This is a genomic window from Paenisporosarcina sp. P4_E4_2, from assembly GCF_056401595.1.
Genome location: NZ_JBFUJC010000094.1, coordinates 1 through 18,557, shown reverse-complemented (window position 1 = coordinate 18,557; position 18,557 = coordinate 1). Strand labels below are relative to the sequence as shown.

Sequence of the window (18,557 nt, the reverse complement as noted above, 5' to 3'; positions counted from 1 at the left end):
TTCTAATTGATCGAATGGATTCTCCACTTGAAATTGTTGATCGAGTCGATGATGAAGGTATTGTTGAAAAGTCACTTGGTGCATGTTTACTTCTCCGAGTTCTGGAAGCACATTGGCGACGTAGCTGTTAAACATGGAGTTTGGGGAAAATAAAATGATTTGATCGCTCGTAAGACTATCTCGATAGTGGTATAGCAAATAAGCAATTCGTTGCAGCGCGACCGATGTCTTGCCACTCCCAGCTGCACCATGCACAATTAACAATTTCCCGTGGTCATGACGAACAATTTGGTTTTGCTCCTGTTGAATGGTGGAGACAATTGAATGCATCTGCTTATCAGTGCCTTTTCCAAGCACTTGTTGCAAAATCTCATCACCAATTGTTAGAGTTGTGTCAAATATCGATTCCAACGTGCCATCACGTATGATATATTGCCACTTTTTTTCTAATGTCCCTTCAATGAAGTCTCCTGGAATCGTATATTTCGCAGGACCCGGCTGATAATCGTAATACACGCTCGATATCGGTGCTCGCCAGTCGTAAATGAGAAAATCATCTCCACTTACATCTTTAAGTGTGGAAATCCCGATGTAGACTTGTTCAGGCGAGGATGTGCCGTCTTCTAAAAAATCAATTCGACCGAAATAAGGGATTTTCTGCATACGCTGGAGTGTAGCAAAGCGTTTTGATGTATGGCGATGCAAGCTTTGACTGACAGCTAACGCTTCTGCTTCTTGACGCAAACCAATAATCGTTTCTAAATAATCATCAAACGAATCTGTATTTACTTTCACTTCTTCCCAAAAGTGCTTCCGAATGTTGATGACTTCTTTTTTTAGTCGTGTCGTATCTCCATCAAGTGTCTGTATTTCGTTTGAGATGACATCCATGACATGGTCCAATCGTTGTTGTTCCTGATTCAGTTCCAGTTTCATCGCAATCGCCCCTTAAAAAGTTTTCTCAAAACGCTTGACTATTGACGAATTAGTAGTGTAAAATTAAAGTAAGGAAAACTATATCAATCGTCAAATATAAGCATATCTATATAAATGTATCATATTTAACAGAACCTGTCACTAGTCGAAACGCTCTTGCGGATCGATTTCTATAAAAAAAACGACCTTGATCTCAAGGTCGTTTTTTTATTTTTATTGAATTGTTGTGAAATTTTTATTGAACGAATACTAATAAAGAATCAAGGCTATCTGAGATAAACCCTGCCATCCATTTAATCCACCTTTAAACCTTCAATAATCCTCTAAACCCTCTCGCAGCATAATACGAATCGGCTCCATTGTGATACACAAAGACCGTGTCATAGCGACAATCACAGAACAGTGCGCCGCCGAGTTTGCGGATATTATCTGGCGTTTGGACCCAACTGGATGTCTTGGTGTCAAATTCGCCAAGCGTCTGGAGGTGTCGGTACCGTTCTTCGGTTAACAATTCAATGCCCATTTCCGCCGCTACGTCTACCACGGAGTTTTCAGGTTTGAATTTCTTGCGTGCTTCGAGGGCTGCGCGGTCGTAGCAGAGACTTCTGCGCTCTTTCGGACTTTCTTTGGCGCAGTCGCAGAAAAGATATTCGACAGCTTCTTCATCGTAGCCGATGACATCCGGTTCCCCGCCAGTTCGTTCCATTTCGTTTAGGGACCAAAGCTTTTCCAGACTGTCTTCTAGCTTGGCTTGCACGTCCTGCCAGTTGACTCCTTCATGGCGTTCTGTGTGTTTTTCAAAGCGTTTCTGTAGTGTTTCGAGTAATTTGTTTTGCTCTTCAGTTGATAAGTTTTTGGTTGGGCTCAACGCTCTTCTCTCCTTTATCGAGTTTCTAGTATTTATGTTATAGCGTTTTTACTTCTTTCACAAATTGGTATCTTTTTTTCTGCACTTTAAGATTTTCGAATCGTACTCACGCATTAAAAATCCAGTCTATAGTAAACCGTGTTTCATGTAGGTTTTTGTTCGACCATCTTCCGGTGCCAATCACGTGGATTTAAAGCCTTATTTTACCCCTTATTTATTGAATTGGAACAAAAATGTGATAGACGTTAAAATTGTTTATTAAAATTAGGAACTAGAATTTCCCTGAGGTGTGGCACGACTTATATTATGACAATTTACAAGAATGAGGATTTATTCAGCCTCAAATATTAAATGCACATATCCTACAACTTTCAAGTAATTTTATATGCAATTGTCGTGTATAATCTGAATAACTTTTTGCATAGGCACTTACCACTATGACCTTAGCATATTCTTCAACACAAAAGGTTTTCAATTCCCCTATATGTCGTTCTCTTCTAACCATTGTGTAAGTTTTTTCTTTGCAAAGTCATTTTCATAGATGTACCAGATGTCTTATAGACCCATTATTTGGATGTTGCCTTTAAAATTCCTGAATGGAACGAAGTGACTGATGTCACTCCGCTCCACTCTCTTTCTTTTAGGCAATCCAGCGGCGGTTATGCGTCTGCGCCYCCATTCAACCGATTTTACCAGTACAACGGAAGCATACTTAGAGAAATTTTTTAACATCCAAAAATTGTTCTTTTTACATTATTTTCATAATGTAATCAAAAAGAACTACTTTTAATATATACTAGTTATATCGACTGTCTATAAATAGGTTTAAAGTTGGAGGTTATCTAAATGCTCAAAAGTTTTCTAAATAAAATAATGCCTAACAATTCTTCTAATAAAACAGAAACTATTCCTTCTCATTTCCAAACTCAGAAGATCTATCTTTTTGAATCAAACCAAAAAGTGTTAGAGGATATTATAAGTCTCCCAATGCCTACTGGGGTAGCTCCTGGATACGTTTATTTCGTTCAAGAGCACATGAATGGAACATTTAAAATCGGCAAAACCAAATATGTTGAAAGACGAATGAATCTTTTTGGCGTGAAACTACCTTTTGAAAATAAACTTATCTATCTTCTTCAAACTGCTAATTACCATCAAACAGAAATTTCATTTCATAAGCATTTTTCCAGTAAACGATTGGAAGGTGAATGGTTTGCATTAACCAAAGAAGATATCTCTTGGATTAGGGCTGGTAAATATACACCTGATATTAATCAAACACTCAATCCTCAAGTAGAAGTGAAGAAAGAGTCTGTAGCTACTTATGACCAAAATGATGATAAACCACTAACACCTAAACAAATTGAATTTGCTAAAACATTGATTCAAAAATTAGATAAGGAATATTTATTAAATGTTAGTCCGTCGTCTTTAACACAAACAGATTTAAAAAGGTTAAGCGTWTACTTTAGATTTAAAAACAAGGGTGCCTTGATAAATTTGGTCAAAAGCGGCGTGTTGAAAGCCAAATAAATAGTCATAGGTGACCGTCCTTGAATTTCTGTTCATTTGGGACAATAATATACCAACCATACTGAATTGATTAAGGTTTTTGAAGTGCATTTTCGCGATTTTCATAACCTAGTAAAGAATCGGCACTTTCTTTTGAAAGAATAAGCAGCCGAAGATGCACTTTCGGCTGCTATTGTACTTCCTTTACCCCTATTTACTTTTCTCGTTTTAAAGTGTAGATTTCACAAACGCTATGAATTTCTCATCTTCCTCAACAAAAGGATTATGATTACTTTCCTCGAAAGTAGTCAACGTAGCGTTTGGTATTAAATTGGCGATCTCTACACCATACTCATATGGACATTGCGCATCATATTTCCCCACATATATGTAGCTTGGCACTGTTACATCTACTAATTGTTCTCTCAAATCATAAGCAGGCTAAAAACTTCAATTCCTCAATAGAGAATATCCCATCACCTTTTTTGCTGTGAAGCATTGCATGACAGTTTGGGCAAACTGGAATCAAATCATTAATAGGATCTATAACATATTCACTCTTAATTTCAGAAATTGGTTTTACATGGTGAACGTGAATAAACTCTTTCCCGATTTCCCCAAAGACGTCTTCAAAATTGAAGTCACATACTTTGCAATTATATCCATGTGTCTCCAAACATCTTTGGCGAGCTCTATTATTGCGTTCATATTTATGCTTAATTTGACCTTCTCTAAACATCTCTTCATTATTTATCTCATCAGGGTAAACAACATCTTGGACATTTTCAAAATAATTTTCATCTATGTAGTCCGCAACTTCATCTGGTATTCTAATAGGCCCTTGAATCCTCGACAGTATTCCTCGCTCTGTCATTTCTATGCGAGACATCCCTATAGCTGTATGTTTGATTAAATCCAATCTCACATTTCGATTATTTGAAGAATGATCAAATTCATTCGTGGATGCCCAGAATTTCGAATCGTCCTCACACTCTTCATTTTCTAAGTTAATTGCAGTAACCTCACATTTATAGCGGATTTCTTGAATGGGAGCTGATAAATAAATATAGACAAAATCACCTATCTCATAGTTTCTTTTTTGCTTCCAATAAACATACGATTTCTCTTCAAACTTTGAAATGATATCATATTTATTAATATTTCCCGATAAAATCCAATTCATTTTCTTCTTCCTCTCAAATTAACAAATTGATAAAAATTTTTATACCCTACTACTTCACTTTCCTATAAGCCCTTCTCTCTGCATATTCACTACAAGCAACACAAACGTTCAATACATCATTGCGATCATTGCGGTATTTCAGTAATGGACTGATTTTTCGTTTACAAATTGCACAAGGCTTTTTAAAAAACCCAAACATTTATATCCCTCTTTCGTTTAGTTTTACAAAATTCGTAGGGTTTCGATCGGAACCCTGGCACGATAAACCATGTTTCACCAATCTGCTCATTTAATTCGTTGTACTCTGCCACAGTACCATTTTGTAACTCTATCAAATTCTCATAATTTTTCCGATAAGCCTCTAAATCCGCGACCATCACTTTATAGTTCCCTGAATCCTGCTGGTATGCTTGATAGCGTTGTTGCTAATCTGAATAAACCGTAACTGGCATTCCATTTGGAAACTGTTTTGCCAACTTATTCATTTCTGTGAGCGTAGTTCCAAATCTTGAAAATATGTTGTCACGTTCATTTCCTTTTCTTTTAATGCTACTTCTGTTGATTTAAGTTCCGTAGTATATGAATCCATCATTCTTTTTAACATATGCATACGGTCATGTTCTTGCTTTTCACTAAAGTATTGAAAACCTACAAATACTAGATTAATCACTATGTAAATACCAACAATCGATCCAACCAACTTTGCAATCGAATTCATTTCACACCTCACGACAATTTTCCAAACTTTCCCTCTATTATAATTGTGAAATCTAGAAACTTTTGTCGATTCTTGTCTATAACTTTAAAAACCCTCAATTTCGTGTCAGTTCCTAGGGTAATTATGAGATTCATATAGTAAAATAATTTATAATCATTAACTCTGGAGGTACCCTTTTGACACAACATGCACAACAACTTTTATCGCTACTTGAAGATTCCATAGAATTCGCCAAATTGAACAATCATTTTAAGAGATTTAATCCATTTAAGATATTATCGGTGGATCAATTTGAAATACGTCATTCAAATTTCTTGGTGTGGATGTTGAATCCTAAAGGGAATCATAATCTAGGAGATTTCTTTTTAAAAAAACTTCTAGCTAAAGCTTTCGTCCATCCAAATAATTTGGAGGATCCGAACAAACTTGCCCATCTCAATCCATTGAATTTGGTCAACCTCAATTTTCAGGATGTCATCGTCCACAAAGAACTCTTGACGTCAATTAATCAACGGATCGATATTTTGGCTGTGTCTGAAAGCAATAAAACCGTGATTCTTATTGAGAATAAATTTTGGTCAAAAGAATCTTTTAATCAATTGAAAAATTACTTAGCGTTTGTTAACGAAAAATTCGAGGGCTATACGATTGTTCCTATATATTTAACAATGTTGGAAGACCCTCCATCTGAAGACAAATATTTAATGCTTACTTATAGGAATATATTAAGTACGTTGAAGGATTATGTGGTTTTGAACGAGGCCTTTATGAATGACGAAGTGTACTCATTCATTTCTTACTACATAGAAGTATTGGCAGATCAATTGGAGGAGAACGAAGAACTAAACCAATCGGCCCTGTCCATTTATCAAGACCATAAAGATGCAGTAGACCTGCTATATACTTCCGTCAATAAAAAATCTTCCATGAAAGCAGTGAATCATCAGTTGATTTCAACTGCAACAGTGGACGAAGAGGTCTTGAAAAAACTATATATGGAAAACAAGGAAGCCATCGATTATATCGTCAAAGTCGGCAACAGCATTATGTCCGAAGCCTTCAAAGCCTTTGCAGTTTCTAAAGGAATGGAAAGTGACAACTTCACCGCTCATCACCGTCTCCCTTCGTTCGTTGAAAAAGAATGGGCAGCAGCACATAACCGTGAAGACTTACGACAAAAATGGTGGCTTGATCGAGGATTGATTGCCTGGTTTGCAAACAGCAACAACCGCCTCATGTTAAAAGTCGAAGTTGGACCACTCCATCAGGAAAAACGTGTGGAACTTTTACAAGCTCTCCAAAATGAAGGAATACTAATTCGCGACATATCCTTCGAAGACGGTAAAAAATACACTGGCATCTACACTAGCTTCCTACCTTTATCTAATTGGGAGTCAAAAGAGTCAATAAGTCAGGCCATGATGAAAATGTATGAACATGCAGAGTACCAGGAATTGAATGAGCGAATTAAACGGGCATTAAGTAATTTAGAAATCCAGAGATGAATCACATTAGAGTTAATTCCATACTAAAAACCGACTGAAGTATTTTTCAGTCGGTTTCTTAAATTAAGGAGAATCAATTGTCTTTGAGCTACATATTCTAAATATTAAATTCTAGGCTCTAAATGATAATTTGTATGAATTTTAAGCATGCCTTTCTTATTCTTAAATTGCGGCACACCATCATTCCAATTCAAATCTTCATAACCACCGTTTTCATAGTGCAAAACTTTATGATGGTGAGGGCAAACAACAATGACATTTTGATACGAATCCAGCAGCAGCTCGGATTCATCGTTTGTGGATGTTGCTGTCGAGAGTTGAATGATATGATGAACTTCGACATACTCCCGCCCATTCTCCATCCGGATGACGGGTACCCCGTCCGAATCCTCACAAAGTTGGCAACGATCTAGATATAGCTCTTTCAACAACTTCACCAACTCACGACTTCTATTCCGTTTTTCTTCAACTACTTGGGTCTTTCCAAGTGCGCTTTGAACATTCTTTAACCTTGAAAGTAAATCTTCTCGAAAATCCAATGCTATATTAGGATCGACTTCTTCTACTACAAAATCTTCAGGAGGATTGTAGATTCGTTCAAATCCCCATGACTCAATCAATTCTGTCACGGTTCGTTCGAATCTCACGCCATAGAAATAGAGTTTGGCATAGAAAATGGAATTACTCGGGATGTATATAAAATTATCTTTTATGACGTAATGATTCTCAATGAATAATATAAACTCTTCTTCTTTATCAATATCCACTATGTAATTTCGCCAGTCATATGGTTTATAGCCTTCAGGCAAGTATTCGTATAAAACCCTCTTTAACCCATAGGTATCCCATAAATAATCCGTTAAATTCATTTCTTTTTTATAAGCTTGTAGTGATAATGCGCTATAAAAAGGATCATACGAACTAATGTAAACTTCACCTGGCATCACAGCATATCTTTGAATTAGTAATGAACGGTACTTTTCCAATGTATTTGTCTGCGGAATGCGCTTGTAGGGAAGCCCGAAATGCTCAATGAAATCTTTCAAAGAGAATCCTCGGTTTTTTGCTAACATAACGATACGAGAATACTGATTTGAGCTCAAGGGAATTTTGACAGTGCCTAGCTCCTCATCATAAAACGATTTCAAGATATCAAGAATTTCATCATCTCCAATAAAACGACGGTCGATTATTCGAAGATGTTGAATTCCAAAGTGTTCTAAAAGTTTTTCATGATTAAAGCCATGTGTTTTCCCTTGTGTCAATTCTCGAATAAGGCGCATTTCATTATCGTCCATACCTCTTTCTTCATGTCCGTCTTTTAATGCACTTTCGAGTAGTTGTTTTAATCTTTCCAAATCATATGGTGGAAACACATGATATAACTGATGCTTAAGAGCCTTTTGCAAATCAACTGTCCCATCAAAGACTACTTTCATGTGTCGATTATTATTAACTAGAAATACAAATTGCTCATTCTCATTAGAATAGATTCGATACTTTGTATTGGTAGAGTCATTTGAAACTTCAAATCGATTAATCATTTCAAGGAAAATACTTTCCTCTTCCTCCGTCAAATCCTCTTCAACCCAACTGGCATTAGATTTACGTCTACGCTTCAATAGTGATCCGATTGCTTGACGACTCACTCCGAACAACTCTGCCCACTCTGTCTGCTTAACACCATAATCATTCATTAACAGTTCCATGGTTTTCACATCATAAACATTATTCCCATCAGGAACAACTATCGACCCTGCCGGGATACGATTGTAGTAAAACCCCATCGACTCAACGAATGACTCTACATTCATTCCTTTTGTACGTGACGCATAAAACAAACGTCGATATAAGACAGGATGGTCGGTACTTAACTTCAGAACAATACGATCCGGAAATGTAGCTTGGAGTTCCTCAATAAAGCTATCATAGGCTGCAATCTTTGATTCATTCGGCTTACGTACATGCGTAAAACCATTAGATGCCAACCAATCATTCAGTTTAATCCCATGTTTTTCAGCCTTTTCCTTAGCCAGTCTATACAAGTGATTATCTTTTTCATGAAGTGAAATGACCATCCTATCTGGATATAAAGTTGTTAGCCTGCCTATTATATACTCAGTCATTCCTTTTCCGAACACGACACTACTGGAGATATTGGTTTGTCTCCCCACCGACTACTTCAATTACTTTCGAAGGCATTGTATGCATATCACGTGCTGTCACATGGGAAGTAATCGAATACGATCCACCTCTTTCAAAAGTGAAAGTTGTAGAATATTCGCCAGCTTTAAACTCAGCTGCAAGCATCTTCTTTTCCCCGGAAGTTTCATTCAGAACTTCAAACTTCACTTCATCAGCATCCGTTACGATTTCGTCATCCTGTGAAACGCGCACAGAGAATTCAATCTCATGTCCGACTTCCGCCTTCACAGGGACAGTGAGATCAACTAAAACGGGTTCGGGAACGAGTTGTTCGGTCTCTTTAACAGCAATGTTATTCCCGCATGCAGATAGAACTACAATTGCAGTTAGCAGCAGGATAAATGAATAAGTATGTTTCATGAGTCAGGCTCCTTTACGTAAAGTTTAGATGTAGCAAAGACCTTGCAATTAATTAAATTGGCAAAGAACGGTGCCAAAAGAATTTGTGTTATATTCTTATCTTTTTGTTACGCAGTCGAAAGAAACGTGATAATAAAATTAATATACAATCACAAATTCTACTCCCACATTGWCGCTATTCCATATTTCTCCGTATTACTTCACCTTAAAATAACCTGTTAACATCTTTAAATAATTCATCCGTACTATCCCCTTGAATAAAGCTGTAGGTACCTACAATTTCCCCATTTTGATCAACTAAAAAGAAGTCGGATCCATGAATGACCTGATTTGATGACTCCGGTTTCTGGACAAGCGTTTGGAACTCCTCACGTGCAAATGTTTCAATTTCTTCTTGAGAATAGCCTGTGAGCATATTCCAATTCGAATCGTCGTCTGTAAAATTCTTTAAATAGGTGTTCAGTTTTTGAGGAGTATCTACTGTTGGATCCACGCTGAACGAAACGAATTCAACATTTATTTCTTCTTCTCTGAATTTCTCTTGCAATGTTGCCATACTCGCTGTCATTGGCGGACAGATAGTATCACAACTAGTAAAGATGAAATCCGCAATCCAAACTTTACCTTTTAACTCTTCCGTTCCGAATTCCTCTTCATTTTGGTTCGCAAATGCAAATGATTCCATTTGAAATGTTTTTTGGGGATTGCAACCAGTAAGCATTACTAGTGCAAGCGCAATAATCAAGTATCTATTTTTATTCATACTTTACCTCCAATCAAGTCATCTTTTATATGTAGTTTAATGGTAAATGATAGTTGTGAAATTTATGTGAGGTTAGACATATGGAATATGGTGTTTTTATGCATGATATCGATATTATGCTATCCTTTGTGATGTCATAGATTTGGATGAGTGGTCTATTCCATTCTTGCTACACTAAAACAAATAAAAGCATCGAAAAATCAATCTCTGTGATTTTTCGATGCTTTTTCCTTATGTGTTAATTTGTTGAGGAAGTAGTTTTTTGTTTCTTGATGAGATACATAATTCCCTCAATGCATACAACGAAGATTAACGAAATACCAAACAGTGGCATAATGATTCCTAACACAATCATTAATGCTATAAAGCCGATAGGCACACCGCTTGCAACCCTCGGTGGTGCAGAGAATTGACCTGCTTTTTTACGAGATAGCCATGTTTTAAAGCCCCAGATGATAACAAATATGAAGGCTAGACATACGACTAAATTAATCAATTTGTTTGGCCAGCCAAATAAATGCCCTTCATGCAATGGAATTCCCCATGTAAACCACTTTGCTAAGATGCCATAATCATCATAGTTAACTTCTGAAATSAGTTTTCCGCTATACTGATCAAAATACGTAGTCATTTCATCATTTGGGTGTACATCCAAACCAGTGACTCCTGTATTACTCCCTTTTGATACCGTGAATACACCATCTTCACTCATTGGATAAACGATGGAATACGGTTTGGAGATATGCGCTTCTTCAACCTTTTGCATGAGTTGTTGCACACTTACCTTCATATTGCTTTCATCGGTCATTCCAGCCCCATCTGACATGTTACTATGATGAGCGTGAGCATCGTTTGATGTAGGAGCTTCATTTTTACGGGTAGCCCAAGGAACTTCACTCAGATCAGAAGTAGGTGGCTGCTGTTTTAAGGTAGGAATGCCGATTGACGGATTTTCCTGAGCAGCAGAATAAATGAAATTTCCCATAAATGCTGACCAAGGTAACCCTGTAAAGATAATTACAATCATTGGAATGACAATCACTGACCCAAGCAATGCGTGCCATTTTTTATTTATTTGCCTATTCGTCGGATTTTGTTTTTTCTTCAATGCCTTCCCTTTAATTGTCATGTAAACACCTGAAAGTAGAAGGAATATAGCCCAACATGCTGCCAATTCTACTAAATAGTTAACGAACGTCCCACCAACCAATAGAGAACTATGAATGTTACGCATAATATTCGAGAATGTTTTTTCAGCATTTTGACTGCCCACGATTTGGTAGTTGTCATCTAAAAACACATATTTCTGCTCGCCATTTTCATTCGACATTGTTAAACGCGTGTTATAAGAACCATCTAAAACAATAACTTTCGATACAGAAAATCCTTTATGTAGATTTTCAGCATTGGAAATCCCTTGGTCAATTGTTAATTCTTCTGTTTTCTCACTTGTGCCAAAGAAGAAATCATCATACAGCTGATTTTCAACATTGATATAGAATAAATAGCCAATACCACTAAGTGTTAATGTAAGCAATAAGGGTGTAATAAATAATGCCGCATAAAAATGCCATCGCCAAAAACGATTATAATTTCCTTTTTTCACTTTATCTTATCCTCCAATTTTGTAGAAAATGAGCAACATCATTAGTTTATTGGATAAAAGKGAAGTTTGRGTGAAATATGGGACCAATAAGTAACATTCAAGAAAATGACCTTAGAATTCCAATTCCAAGGTCATTTTGATTTTCATGAAATTCTGCCTATATCAGGATGATGTGAGCACAGGTAATACAATAACTACGGATGTTCCAAGTCTTGAATCACTTTCTATCGAAAACAATCCATCATGCAATCTGACAATTTCTTTGACAATGGAAAGACCAAGACCTGTCCCTCCGGTGGATCTACTTCGTGCCTTGTCGGTTCTGAAAAAACGTTCTCCGACATGTTGGAGGTCTTTAGTGGATATTTCGGTCCCTTGATTAGTAATTTTAAAACGAAGTATTTCCTTTTCTTCCGTCAGAATTACTGAGATAATTCCATACTCATGTGAATACTTAATTGCATTATCTAGCAGATTATAAAAGATTTGCTGTATTCTCTTGGGATCTCCATTGCCAATCACATCTTCCTGAATATCCATTTTTAACTGTATGTTTTTTTCATTCATGTGAATTTTAAATAAATCAAGCGTATCAAAAAGTAACTGCGCCATTGCAATTGGTTCCTTATTAAGTAGATACATGTTTTCTTGAAGATGWTCGAGGTCTACTAAATCATGTATCAATTTAATTAAACGACCTGTTTCTTTTTCGATAGTCAACAAATAATGCTGAGCTTCTTCTGGTGAGGAAAAGATTTGCTCCTTCAACACTTGCGTGTAACCGCCAATATACGTTAAAGGGGTGCGTAATTCATGTACAACATTTGATAAAAAATCCTTTTTTCGAACTTCTTGTTCTTCAAGAGATGAACTCATCCGATTAAATGCATTTGCGAGCTTTCCAATTTCATCGTCATGTAGAAAATTTAGACGATATGAATAATTTCCATTGGAAACCTCTAGTGCAAGTTTCTGAATATCTGTAAGTGGCTGAAATAGAGAGTGATGAATACGATTCACCGCAATAAATAGAACAATGAAAAATAAACTCCCTACAAGTATTAGGATGGGGATACTTCCTTGAAAAACTTCTTGCAAATCTGCCAAGGGTACATAAATATAAATAAAGCCGATTAGTTTCTTCTCCGCAAGTATAGGAAATACCGCCCCGACAATCTCTCGATTTAATTCCTCAACATATCCATCCTTGATGACATAACTGCCCTGTTGCAGTAGTTCTTTATCTTCTTCATTGACCAAAGCTTCATAATTGAGCTTATATGGAAAGTACGTGGATAGTTCTTCTAAATCATCCACTACAATTACCTCATACTCGGAGACAATATTGTACCATTGGATTTTTTCAATGATTTCGTCACTTAATGAGCCATAGTGATAGTGGGCAGCGGTTCGTTCTCCTTGATAGATAACTGATTCTTTCACGCTGGTAATATATAAATCCTTGTATAAGAAATGAAGGAAGAAAAACGAAAAGAGAAGGACAAAAACGATACACAAACTAATAAGCAATAATACTTTCTGACTTAATGTCATTGCTATTTTTCTCAATCACTTACCTCAAACTTATACCCTACACTCCAAATGGTCTGTATGAGTTTGGCCTCTTCCTTTAACTTCAATCGCAAAGTTTTAATGTGCGTATCTACCGTCCTGCCGGTCCCTTGATAGTCTTCTTCCCAAATAGCTTGTAATAGCTGTTCTCTTTTAAAGACTTTCCCTCTGTTTTTAGCAAGCATGAATAACAAATCAAATTCTTTTAGTGTCAATGAGAGCTCTCGATCGTTGACATATGCCTTAAATCCCAAAGAATCAAGAACCAGCGGCCCAATCTTTAATGAATTGTTGTTTTGAGTAGCATATGTTGATCTTCTTAATACGGATTCAATACGAGCCAACAGTTCTTCTCCATGGAAGGGTTTGACGATGTAGTCATCACCTCCAAGTTTCAGACCGTGAACCTTGTCCCATTCCTCCCCTTTAGCAGACAAGAAGATTAGAGGAATATCGAATTTTTTCTTCAACTCCATCGCAAACGTGAAGCCGTCCATATACGGCATCATTATGTCCACCAGAATAAGGTCAGGTGCTTTTTTTGATATTTTAGTAAAGGCATCCATCCCGTTAGATGCCTCTGAAATACTATAACCTTCTCTTTTAAGGAACGTCTTAATCAAGGATCTCATTGTTTCTTCATCATCAATTACCATGATAGTTAGTCTATTCACTGCGAGCCCCCCTATAATTCTTTACTCTAGTAACATATTATCCATGTTATCCAAAAAGTGTGAAGTTATTATGAGCTTTTTAGAGCTGCACTTAATATGAAAAGAAAAAGCTTGTTCTTTGAATTAGCTACAGAAAGAATATTTCTGTATAGATTATTATAAAGGCATGACAGTCAAAAACTTTACATTTTCGTGTAAATTGACAAATGTATACTAAATCCGAAAGCATTAAGTTTCTCAATGCTTTCGGGTTCAAGCCTTAAAGAGGAATTGCCGGAACCGCCGACAACTGTGACATCGCCTTCTTTTATATTTCTTTGCATGCTGTTCGAAATGATGAGATTATCGGCTATCGTGTATACGAAAAAGATAGCCGAACAGGGGAAATGAAGAAAGTAAAAACGGTTTCTCTTTTTGATCTCAAAAAGTGGAAATCCGGTCCGGGGTATGCTTACTCGTGGGGAAGATGACTGGTTCTTACCTATTCAAGCGATTGATACAGCTAAATGTTTTCATCGTTACCTGGCGGACAAATCATACCGTATGAATATCGATTTCAGTGATAAGCAAGGCAAGGAATTGGAAGTGTACAATTAACGCAAAGTAGCATCACTCATTCAAGGGATGCCGATGACAAAGTGGGGTGGTCTGAGTAAAAATTTAATCACCCTTTGAGAACCAATTATTTAAACTAGACTTCGATATCGCACCTGAAGTTCGCTTCATTGTCTATGAATGGACTCGGCAGATTTGCGAGTATCGTTTGCATACTTATTTTAGAGAAAAAAGCCGTATCAATAGTCGAATCCAACTGAAAAACCACTTCATCATTCATCTGATGAAGTGGTCTTTAATGTTGCATTTGCACGAAGGTTTTAGAGTTAAATGAACTAGCAAACCGTTACAGGATTACATATTAACAAAGAGCCAAATAAACAAAACTGTTACACTGATGATTTTCTTTCCTCCTTATAACAAAGAGGACATCTGCTGTTGTTACTGCTGTTTACACGGTTATTAGGGGTCGTTTCCCACTCATGTCCCTTTTCACATAGCCACCAGACTTTTTTACCATAGTTCAAGGCTACTTCATTCGGATTTAAAGCTCCATTCTTTGTGGGATGCCACTGTTTACCCATTTCAGGTGCTAAACCCATAAGTGAATTAGTTTCATTTATTTTCCTATTCAAACAGTAAGGACATTTTCTTCCATTGGCACGATTGGCAATCGTTGCTTCCCATTCATGTTTGTCATTTTTTTCGCACTTCCACCAAACTTTCAGATGGGAAAATGGAGATACTTGGTTTGGCAAAAGTGCATTATTCTTAGTTGGGTGCCATTCTTCAGATACTAGGGGAAATAGCATTTCGAGATTTCGTTCATTTTCATTCATCTGTTTAAGAATTTCTCCACGATCTCTGTTCGAGTCAACATCCACACTAGCTACATCCAAGGAATACTTTTCATTTATGTAGGTAAGGATTTCATCAATGCAATTATCTAACCCTTTTTTATGGTTGTAATCATGTTCGATTACGAAGGAATCACTGTTCTCGATGATCGGCAATTTCCTGTCACCCACAAACTGGCGAACCCTAATGAGTTGAATGTTATTATCCTTCATCAAGGCATTTTTTTTCTCATCTCTCTCTAATTCATTCATATGATGGTATCCATCATATTCGATTGCGAGACTCAGTGAATCAACAAAAATATCAGCTTCCGCATTATTAGCCAGAAAGTCTAATTTTTTCCGGTTTTCTGTCTCTGGAAAGAGTTTCTTCATATAAAAAAAGATTGCCTGTTCAGGGAAGGAAGTCTGGGAGTTTCTCGAACAGTCAGGGCAACCTCTTCCGTCATGGCGACTTGAAATAGCCGCCTCCCATTCGTGGCCTTTTAAACAACGCCACCATACTTTTTCGCTCGAGAATGGTTTGAAGTCATTGGGGATTTTTTCTCCATTCTTCTCACTATTCCATTCTTCGCAAAGTTGTGGATTTGCGGCTAGTAGAGAGGTTTCATCTGTTGCCATATGTCCAGAACAATAAGGACAGCCTTTTCCTTTTGTACGATTAAAAATATAGGCTTCCCACTCGTGATTATTCTCACAAAGAAACCACGCTTTTTGATGCGTATTTGGCATAAAGTCAAAAGCCGATTTTCCCATGTTTCTTTCTGGGTGCCATTCTTGTAAAAGCTGCGGATATAAGGATCCGAAAGACTTCTCCCTACTCACTCTTTGACCAGAACAGTAAGGACAATTCGTTTTCTTTCTATCACAAATAGCGGCTTCCCATTCATGCCCCTCAGCACATTTCCACCATACTTTTTTGTTCGACCCCTCTGTATAGGTATCTGGACCTCGTTCCCCATTTTTTTCAAAATTCCATTCGTTCACAAGCTTTGGGTTTAAAAAAGCAATCGTTTTTTCAAATGGTGGCCTATAACTTTTTTTACCTTCCACAAACTTTTCTTTCGCACAAGTTGGACAGCCAGATTTATTTCCCGTTCTAGAATAAACATATGTATTCCATTCATGTTTTTTTGAACAAATCCACCAAACCTTCTTACCTGAACCAGGAGTTACATGTTCAGGTTTTAAAGCATCGTTCTTTTCTGTGTTCCATTCTTTTGCTAGATGGGGGTGGGTAATTGATAGGTTATTTGTTGGTATTTTATTAGACATTTTCAACACTCCTGATTATCTACGTTAAAAAAGCACAAATTCTATCATAACGTATTTAATCGCAACTTTGGATTGAAAGTAATGGAAATGTAGATATAGTGATATAAAATATCAGAGTAGCAGAAATTGTATCTTGACTGGTTCTTTTTATAGAGCAAGTGTTCCTTCTTTCGTCACCAAGACCGATACTCGTGAATAAAGGTTCTTGGGGAGCGATAGATGCACTCGTAAATTTCCAGTACGAAAAAGAGGGACGATTAAGTGACATGGTCACTTCAATCGTCCCTCTTTCATACACTCGGTACTGGTGCAGCCAGGCGCTACCATAGCCAGGAAGAAACTCTTACCTTTTCTTAGAAGTTTACTCAACTGCTCATTCGACTAAACGTTTTTAACTTTTGCAAATAAAAATTTTCTGCTTCTTCCCGGTTCCCAATCAAATAATCTTCCTGTGTAATGCGTCGTGCCGATAAAATGCCCTTTGCTTTTACTCCTGGCATGTGTTGGGCATCTGTTATGACATCCAATAAGGTGAAATCTGCAGGCTTGATTAAGTGTCGTGCTACGCTTACTTCTTTCCGTAAGCCCACGTGGCCGTATCTCATAATGACTTTCCAGTAGGACCATTCCATCGTTCTCCACTCCCTTTCCCATCGGTAATGTGAAACGCTTTAGCTTCGCTTAATACTAATTGAATATTCAGTCTTATCATTAAAGGATATTCTAATACCCCTCCTAGAAGAACCTTATTAGGGGAAATCACTGATTTTGGGTTTTCAGAGGAGCTCGTTTCTTTGTCAGAAAGTGAAGAGCAGCTGAAATTGCATCTTCAGCTGCTTCTTTTTTGTATATTGAGTGACCATTCTTTCGTAATCCAAAAGTGCTGTCTTCAGTTAGAAAGGGCTTTACGAATGCGCATAGCCGCATTCTTTTTCTAAATATGATTGAATTTCTTTTTTACTCTTCAATGTAATTACTTTCTTGGCCGGACCTATTGCTTGGAAGCTTTGAAGACGCTCGTCCATATTTCGCTTTCGTGGATAGTAAGTCGTGAGGATAAACTTAATGAATGCCCATTCGAGTTTGTCCTTACACCCCTCCCCCAAATCCTGCCGGGTTTTCCCCAGGTTCATCAGAGAACGCTTCACGACCCGGTAGAGACACACGTGAAGTGGAAGTTCCAAATAGATAATGGTATCGGCATGTGCTGCTCTAATGTCGAATGTATTGCTGTAATTCCCTTCCATGATCCATTGATCTTGAGTAACGATTTCCTGTTGGGCTTTTGAAAATTCCTCTAAAGACACTTCCACCCAGTTAGGCTTCCAAAATAGCGTATCTAAATGATAAACGGGGAGGTTCCAGGCTTCCCCTAATCTCCGGGCAAATGTTGACTTCCCTGCTCCTGCTGAAATACCAATTACCATTATTTTTTTCATTCATTGTAGCCCCTTTTTGTCCTGACTAGCGATCGATACGCTTTAATTCCATTCATCCTTTAAATTCTTTTTACTCCTCTTTTGATTTAACCAAACCAATCGCCATAAGCCAATAATTTCCTAAAAAAAGAGCTGTGCGAAATGTTCCTTCGCTCAGCTCGTTCCTTATTAGGGTAATGGTTTCGCTTCTACGTTAACTGAACTGACTAAATAGATATTTAATGCCTTGTTGTAATGTCCCGAATGTTTTTGTGTCTTTATCGAATTTGATGAACCATCGATTGTTTTCATTAAATGATCGATCACCTCCGACTCCATGTCCGTCATTTGAAGAATCATTATTTACTGATTGATATCTGTTTTGAAATAGGTTAATATGAAATCAACTTCACATGAAGTTAACTTCACTTCAGGAGAATAAGTTGGTTAGGAGAGGTATATTTGAAAAATCTATTCATACAGCGTTTTGTAGTCTCAACCTTGGTAATCATATTGGGAATCATTCAAATAATTTTCGATACATCAATAG

General features: G+C 37.1%; 16 protein-coding genes and 1 pseudogene. 3 read left to right on the top strand and 14 right to left on the bottom strand.

Going from position 1 to position 18,557, the window contains the following annotated elements; genetic code table 11:
* The coding region (gene helD, locus AC1DSB_RS08835) for an RNA polymerase recycling motor HelD (RefSeq protein ID WP_477586489.1) at positions 1-936 on the bottom strand (936 nt) is incomplete at its 3' end.
* A 304-nt stretch (positions 937-1,240) separates the two neighbouring features.
* Entirely contained in the window at positions 1,241-1,804 is a 564-nt protein-coding gene (locus AC1DSB_RS08830) for a DUF4256 domain-containing protein (RefSeq protein WP_477532207.1), read from the bottom strand.
* A gap of 846 nt (positions 1,805-2,650) precedes the next feature.
* Here AC1DSB_RS08830 and AC1DSB_RS08825 point away from each other — a divergent pair.
* Complete coding sequence (locus AC1DSB_RS08825) at positions 2,651-3,337, top strand: GIY-YIG nuclease family protein (protein WP_477532208.1); 687 nt, start codon at positions 2,651-2,653, stop codon at positions 3,335-3,337.
* A gap of 207 nt (positions 3,338-3,544) precedes the next feature.
* Here the strand turns inward: AC1DSB_RS08825 and AC1DSB_RS08820 are convergent.
* From AC1DSB_RS08820 to AC1DSB_RS08810, 3 genes and pseudogenes are all read right to left on the bottom strand, one after another.
* A pseudogene (locus AC1DSB_RS08820) lies at positions 3,545-3,751 on the bottom strand (alpha/beta fold hydrolase); the annotation flags it as partial.
* On the bottom strand, positions 3,747-4,055 hold the full coding sequence (locus tag AC1DSB_RS08815; protein ID WP_477586491.1) for an HNH endonuclease: 309 nt from the start codon (positions 4,053-4,055) through the stop codon (positions 3,747-3,749). The pseudogene AC1DSB_RS08820 and the gene AC1DSB_RS08815, both read right to left, overlap by 5 nt.
* 925 nt (positions 4,056-4,980) lie before the next feature.
* Complete coding sequence (locus AC1DSB_RS08810) at positions 4,981-5,217, bottom strand: hypothetical protein (protein ID WP_477586487.1); 237 nt, start codon at positions 5,215-5,217, stop codon at positions 4,981-4,983.
* A gap of 176 nt (positions 5,218-5,393) precedes the next feature.
* On the opposite strand from AC1DSB_RS08810, the gene AC1DSB_RS08805 reads away from it, so the two are divergent.
* Complete coding sequence (locus AC1DSB_RS08805; protein WP_477532477.1) at positions 5,394-6,722, top strand: PDDEXK-like family protein; 1,329 nt, start codon at positions 5,394-5,396, stop codon at positions 6,720-6,722.
* A 104-nt stretch (positions 6,723-6,826) separates the two neighbouring features.
* Here the strand turns inward: AC1DSB_RS08805 and AC1DSB_RS08800 are convergent, their stop codons facing one another.
* From AC1DSB_RS08800 to AC1DSB_RS08775, 6 genes are all read right to left on the bottom strand, one after another.
* Complete coding sequence (locus tag AC1DSB_RS08800) at positions 6,827-8,848, bottom strand: HNH endonuclease (RefSeq protein WP_477586485.1); 2,022 nt, start codon at positions 8,846-8,848, stop codon at positions 6,827-6,829.
* A 19-nt stretch (positions 8,849-8,867) separates the two neighbouring features.
* Positions 8,868-9,287 carry a FixH family protein gene (locus AC1DSB_RS08795; RefSeq protein ID WP_477532479.1) on the bottom strand — a complete coding sequence of 140 codons (420 nt, stop codon included), beginning with the start codon at positions 9,285-9,287 and terminating at the stop codon, positions 8,868-8,870.
* A 205-nt stretch (positions 9,288-9,492) separates the two neighbouring features.
* Positions 9,493-10,050, bottom strand: a complete 558-nt coding sequence (locus tag AC1DSB_RS08790; protein WP_477532480.1) for an SCO family protein — start codon at positions 10,048-10,050, stop codon at positions 9,493-9,495.
* A 238-nt stretch (positions 10,051-10,288) separates the two neighbouring features.
* Positions 10,289-11,656 carry a PepSY-associated TM helix domain-containing protein gene (locus AC1DSB_RS08785; protein ID WP_477532481.1) on the bottom strand — a complete coding sequence of 456 codons (1,368 nt, stop codon included), beginning with the start codon at positions 11,654-11,656 and terminating at the stop codon, positions 10,289-10,291.
* 162 nt (positions 11,657-11,818) lie between these two features.
* Positions 11,819-13,225 carry a sensor histidine kinase gene (locus tag AC1DSB_RS08780; protein WP_477586483.1) on the bottom strand — a complete coding sequence of 469 codons (1,407 nt, stop codon included), beginning with the start codon at positions 13,223-13,225 and terminating at the stop codon, positions 11,819-11,821.
* Positions 13,222-13,902, bottom strand: a complete 681-nt coding sequence (locus tag AC1DSB_RS08775) for a response regulator transcription factor (protein ID WP_477532483.1) — start codon at positions 13,900-13,902, stop codon at positions 13,222-13,224. The genes AC1DSB_RS08780 and AC1DSB_RS08775 overlap by 4 nt, the downstream gene beginning before the upstream one ends.
* A gap of 414 nt (positions 13,903-14,316) precedes the next feature.
* Here AC1DSB_RS08775 and AC1DSB_RS08770 point away from each other — a divergent pair, with 414 nt between their 5' ends.
* Entirely contained in the window at positions 14,317-14,499 is a 183-nt protein-coding gene (locus tag AC1DSB_RS08770) for a hypothetical protein (protein WP_477532484.1), read from the top strand.
* Between the two features lie 347 nt (positions 14,500-14,846).
* Here the strand turns inward: AC1DSB_RS08770 and AC1DSB_RS08765 are convergent, their stop codons facing one another.
* From AC1DSB_RS08765 to AC1DSB_RS08755, 3 genes are all read right to left on the bottom strand, one after another.
* Positions 14,847-16,589, bottom strand: a complete 1,743-nt coding sequence (locus AC1DSB_RS08765) for a zinc-ribbon domain-containing protein (RefSeq protein WP_477532485.1) — start codon at positions 16,587-16,589, stop codon at positions 14,847-14,849.
* Between the two features lie 365 nt (positions 16,590-16,954).
* Positions 16,955-17,221, bottom strand: a complete 267-nt coding sequence (locus AC1DSB_RS08760) for a hypothetical protein (RefSeq protein ID WP_477532486.1) — start codon at positions 17,219-17,221, stop codon at positions 16,955-16,957.
* A 273-nt stretch (positions 17,222-17,494) separates the two neighbouring features.
* Positions 17,495-18,028: a P-loop NTPase family protein gene (locus tag AC1DSB_RS08755; RefSeq protein WP_477532487.1), complete on the bottom strand. Its 534-nt coding sequence runs from the start codon at positions 18,026-18,028 to the stop codon at positions 17,495-17,497.
* Positions 18,029-18,557 lie beyond the last annotated feature (529 nt).

Bases quoted from the DNA above. Each gene is read 5' to 3' on its own strand.
- AC1DSB_RS08795 (WP_477532479.1), bottom strand. From the start codon at position 9,287: ATGAAACATACTTATTCATTTATCCTGCTGCTAACTGCAATTGTAGTT.
- AC1DSB_RS08755 (WP_477532487.1), bottom strand. From the start codon at position 18,028: ATGAAAAAAATAATGGTAATTGGTATTTCAGCAGGAGCAGGGAAGTCA.
- AC1DSB_RS08765 (WP_477532485.1), bottom strand. From the start codon at position 16,589: ATGTCTAATAAAATACCAACAAATAACCTATCAATTACCCACCCCCAT.
- AC1DSB_RS08800 (WP_477586485.1), bottom strand. From the start codon at position 8,848: ATGACTGAGTATATAATAGGCAGGCTAACAACTTTATATCCAGATAGG.
- AC1DSB_RS08790 (WP_477532480.1), bottom strand. From the start codon at position 10,050: ATGAATAAAAATAGATACTTGATTATTGCGCTTGCACTAGTAATGCTT.
- AC1DSB_RS08810 (WP_477586487.1), bottom strand. From the start codon at position 5,217: ATGAATTCGATTGCAAAGTTGGTTGGATCGATTGTTGGTATTTACATA.
- AC1DSB_RS08760 (WP_477532486.1), bottom strand. From the start codon at position 17,221: ATGGAATGGTCCTACTGGAAAGTCATTATGAGATACGGCCACGTGGGC.
- AC1DSB_RS08815 (WP_477586491.1), bottom strand. From the start codon at position 4,055: ATGTTTAGAGAAGGTCAAATTAAGCATAAATATGAACGCAATAATAGA.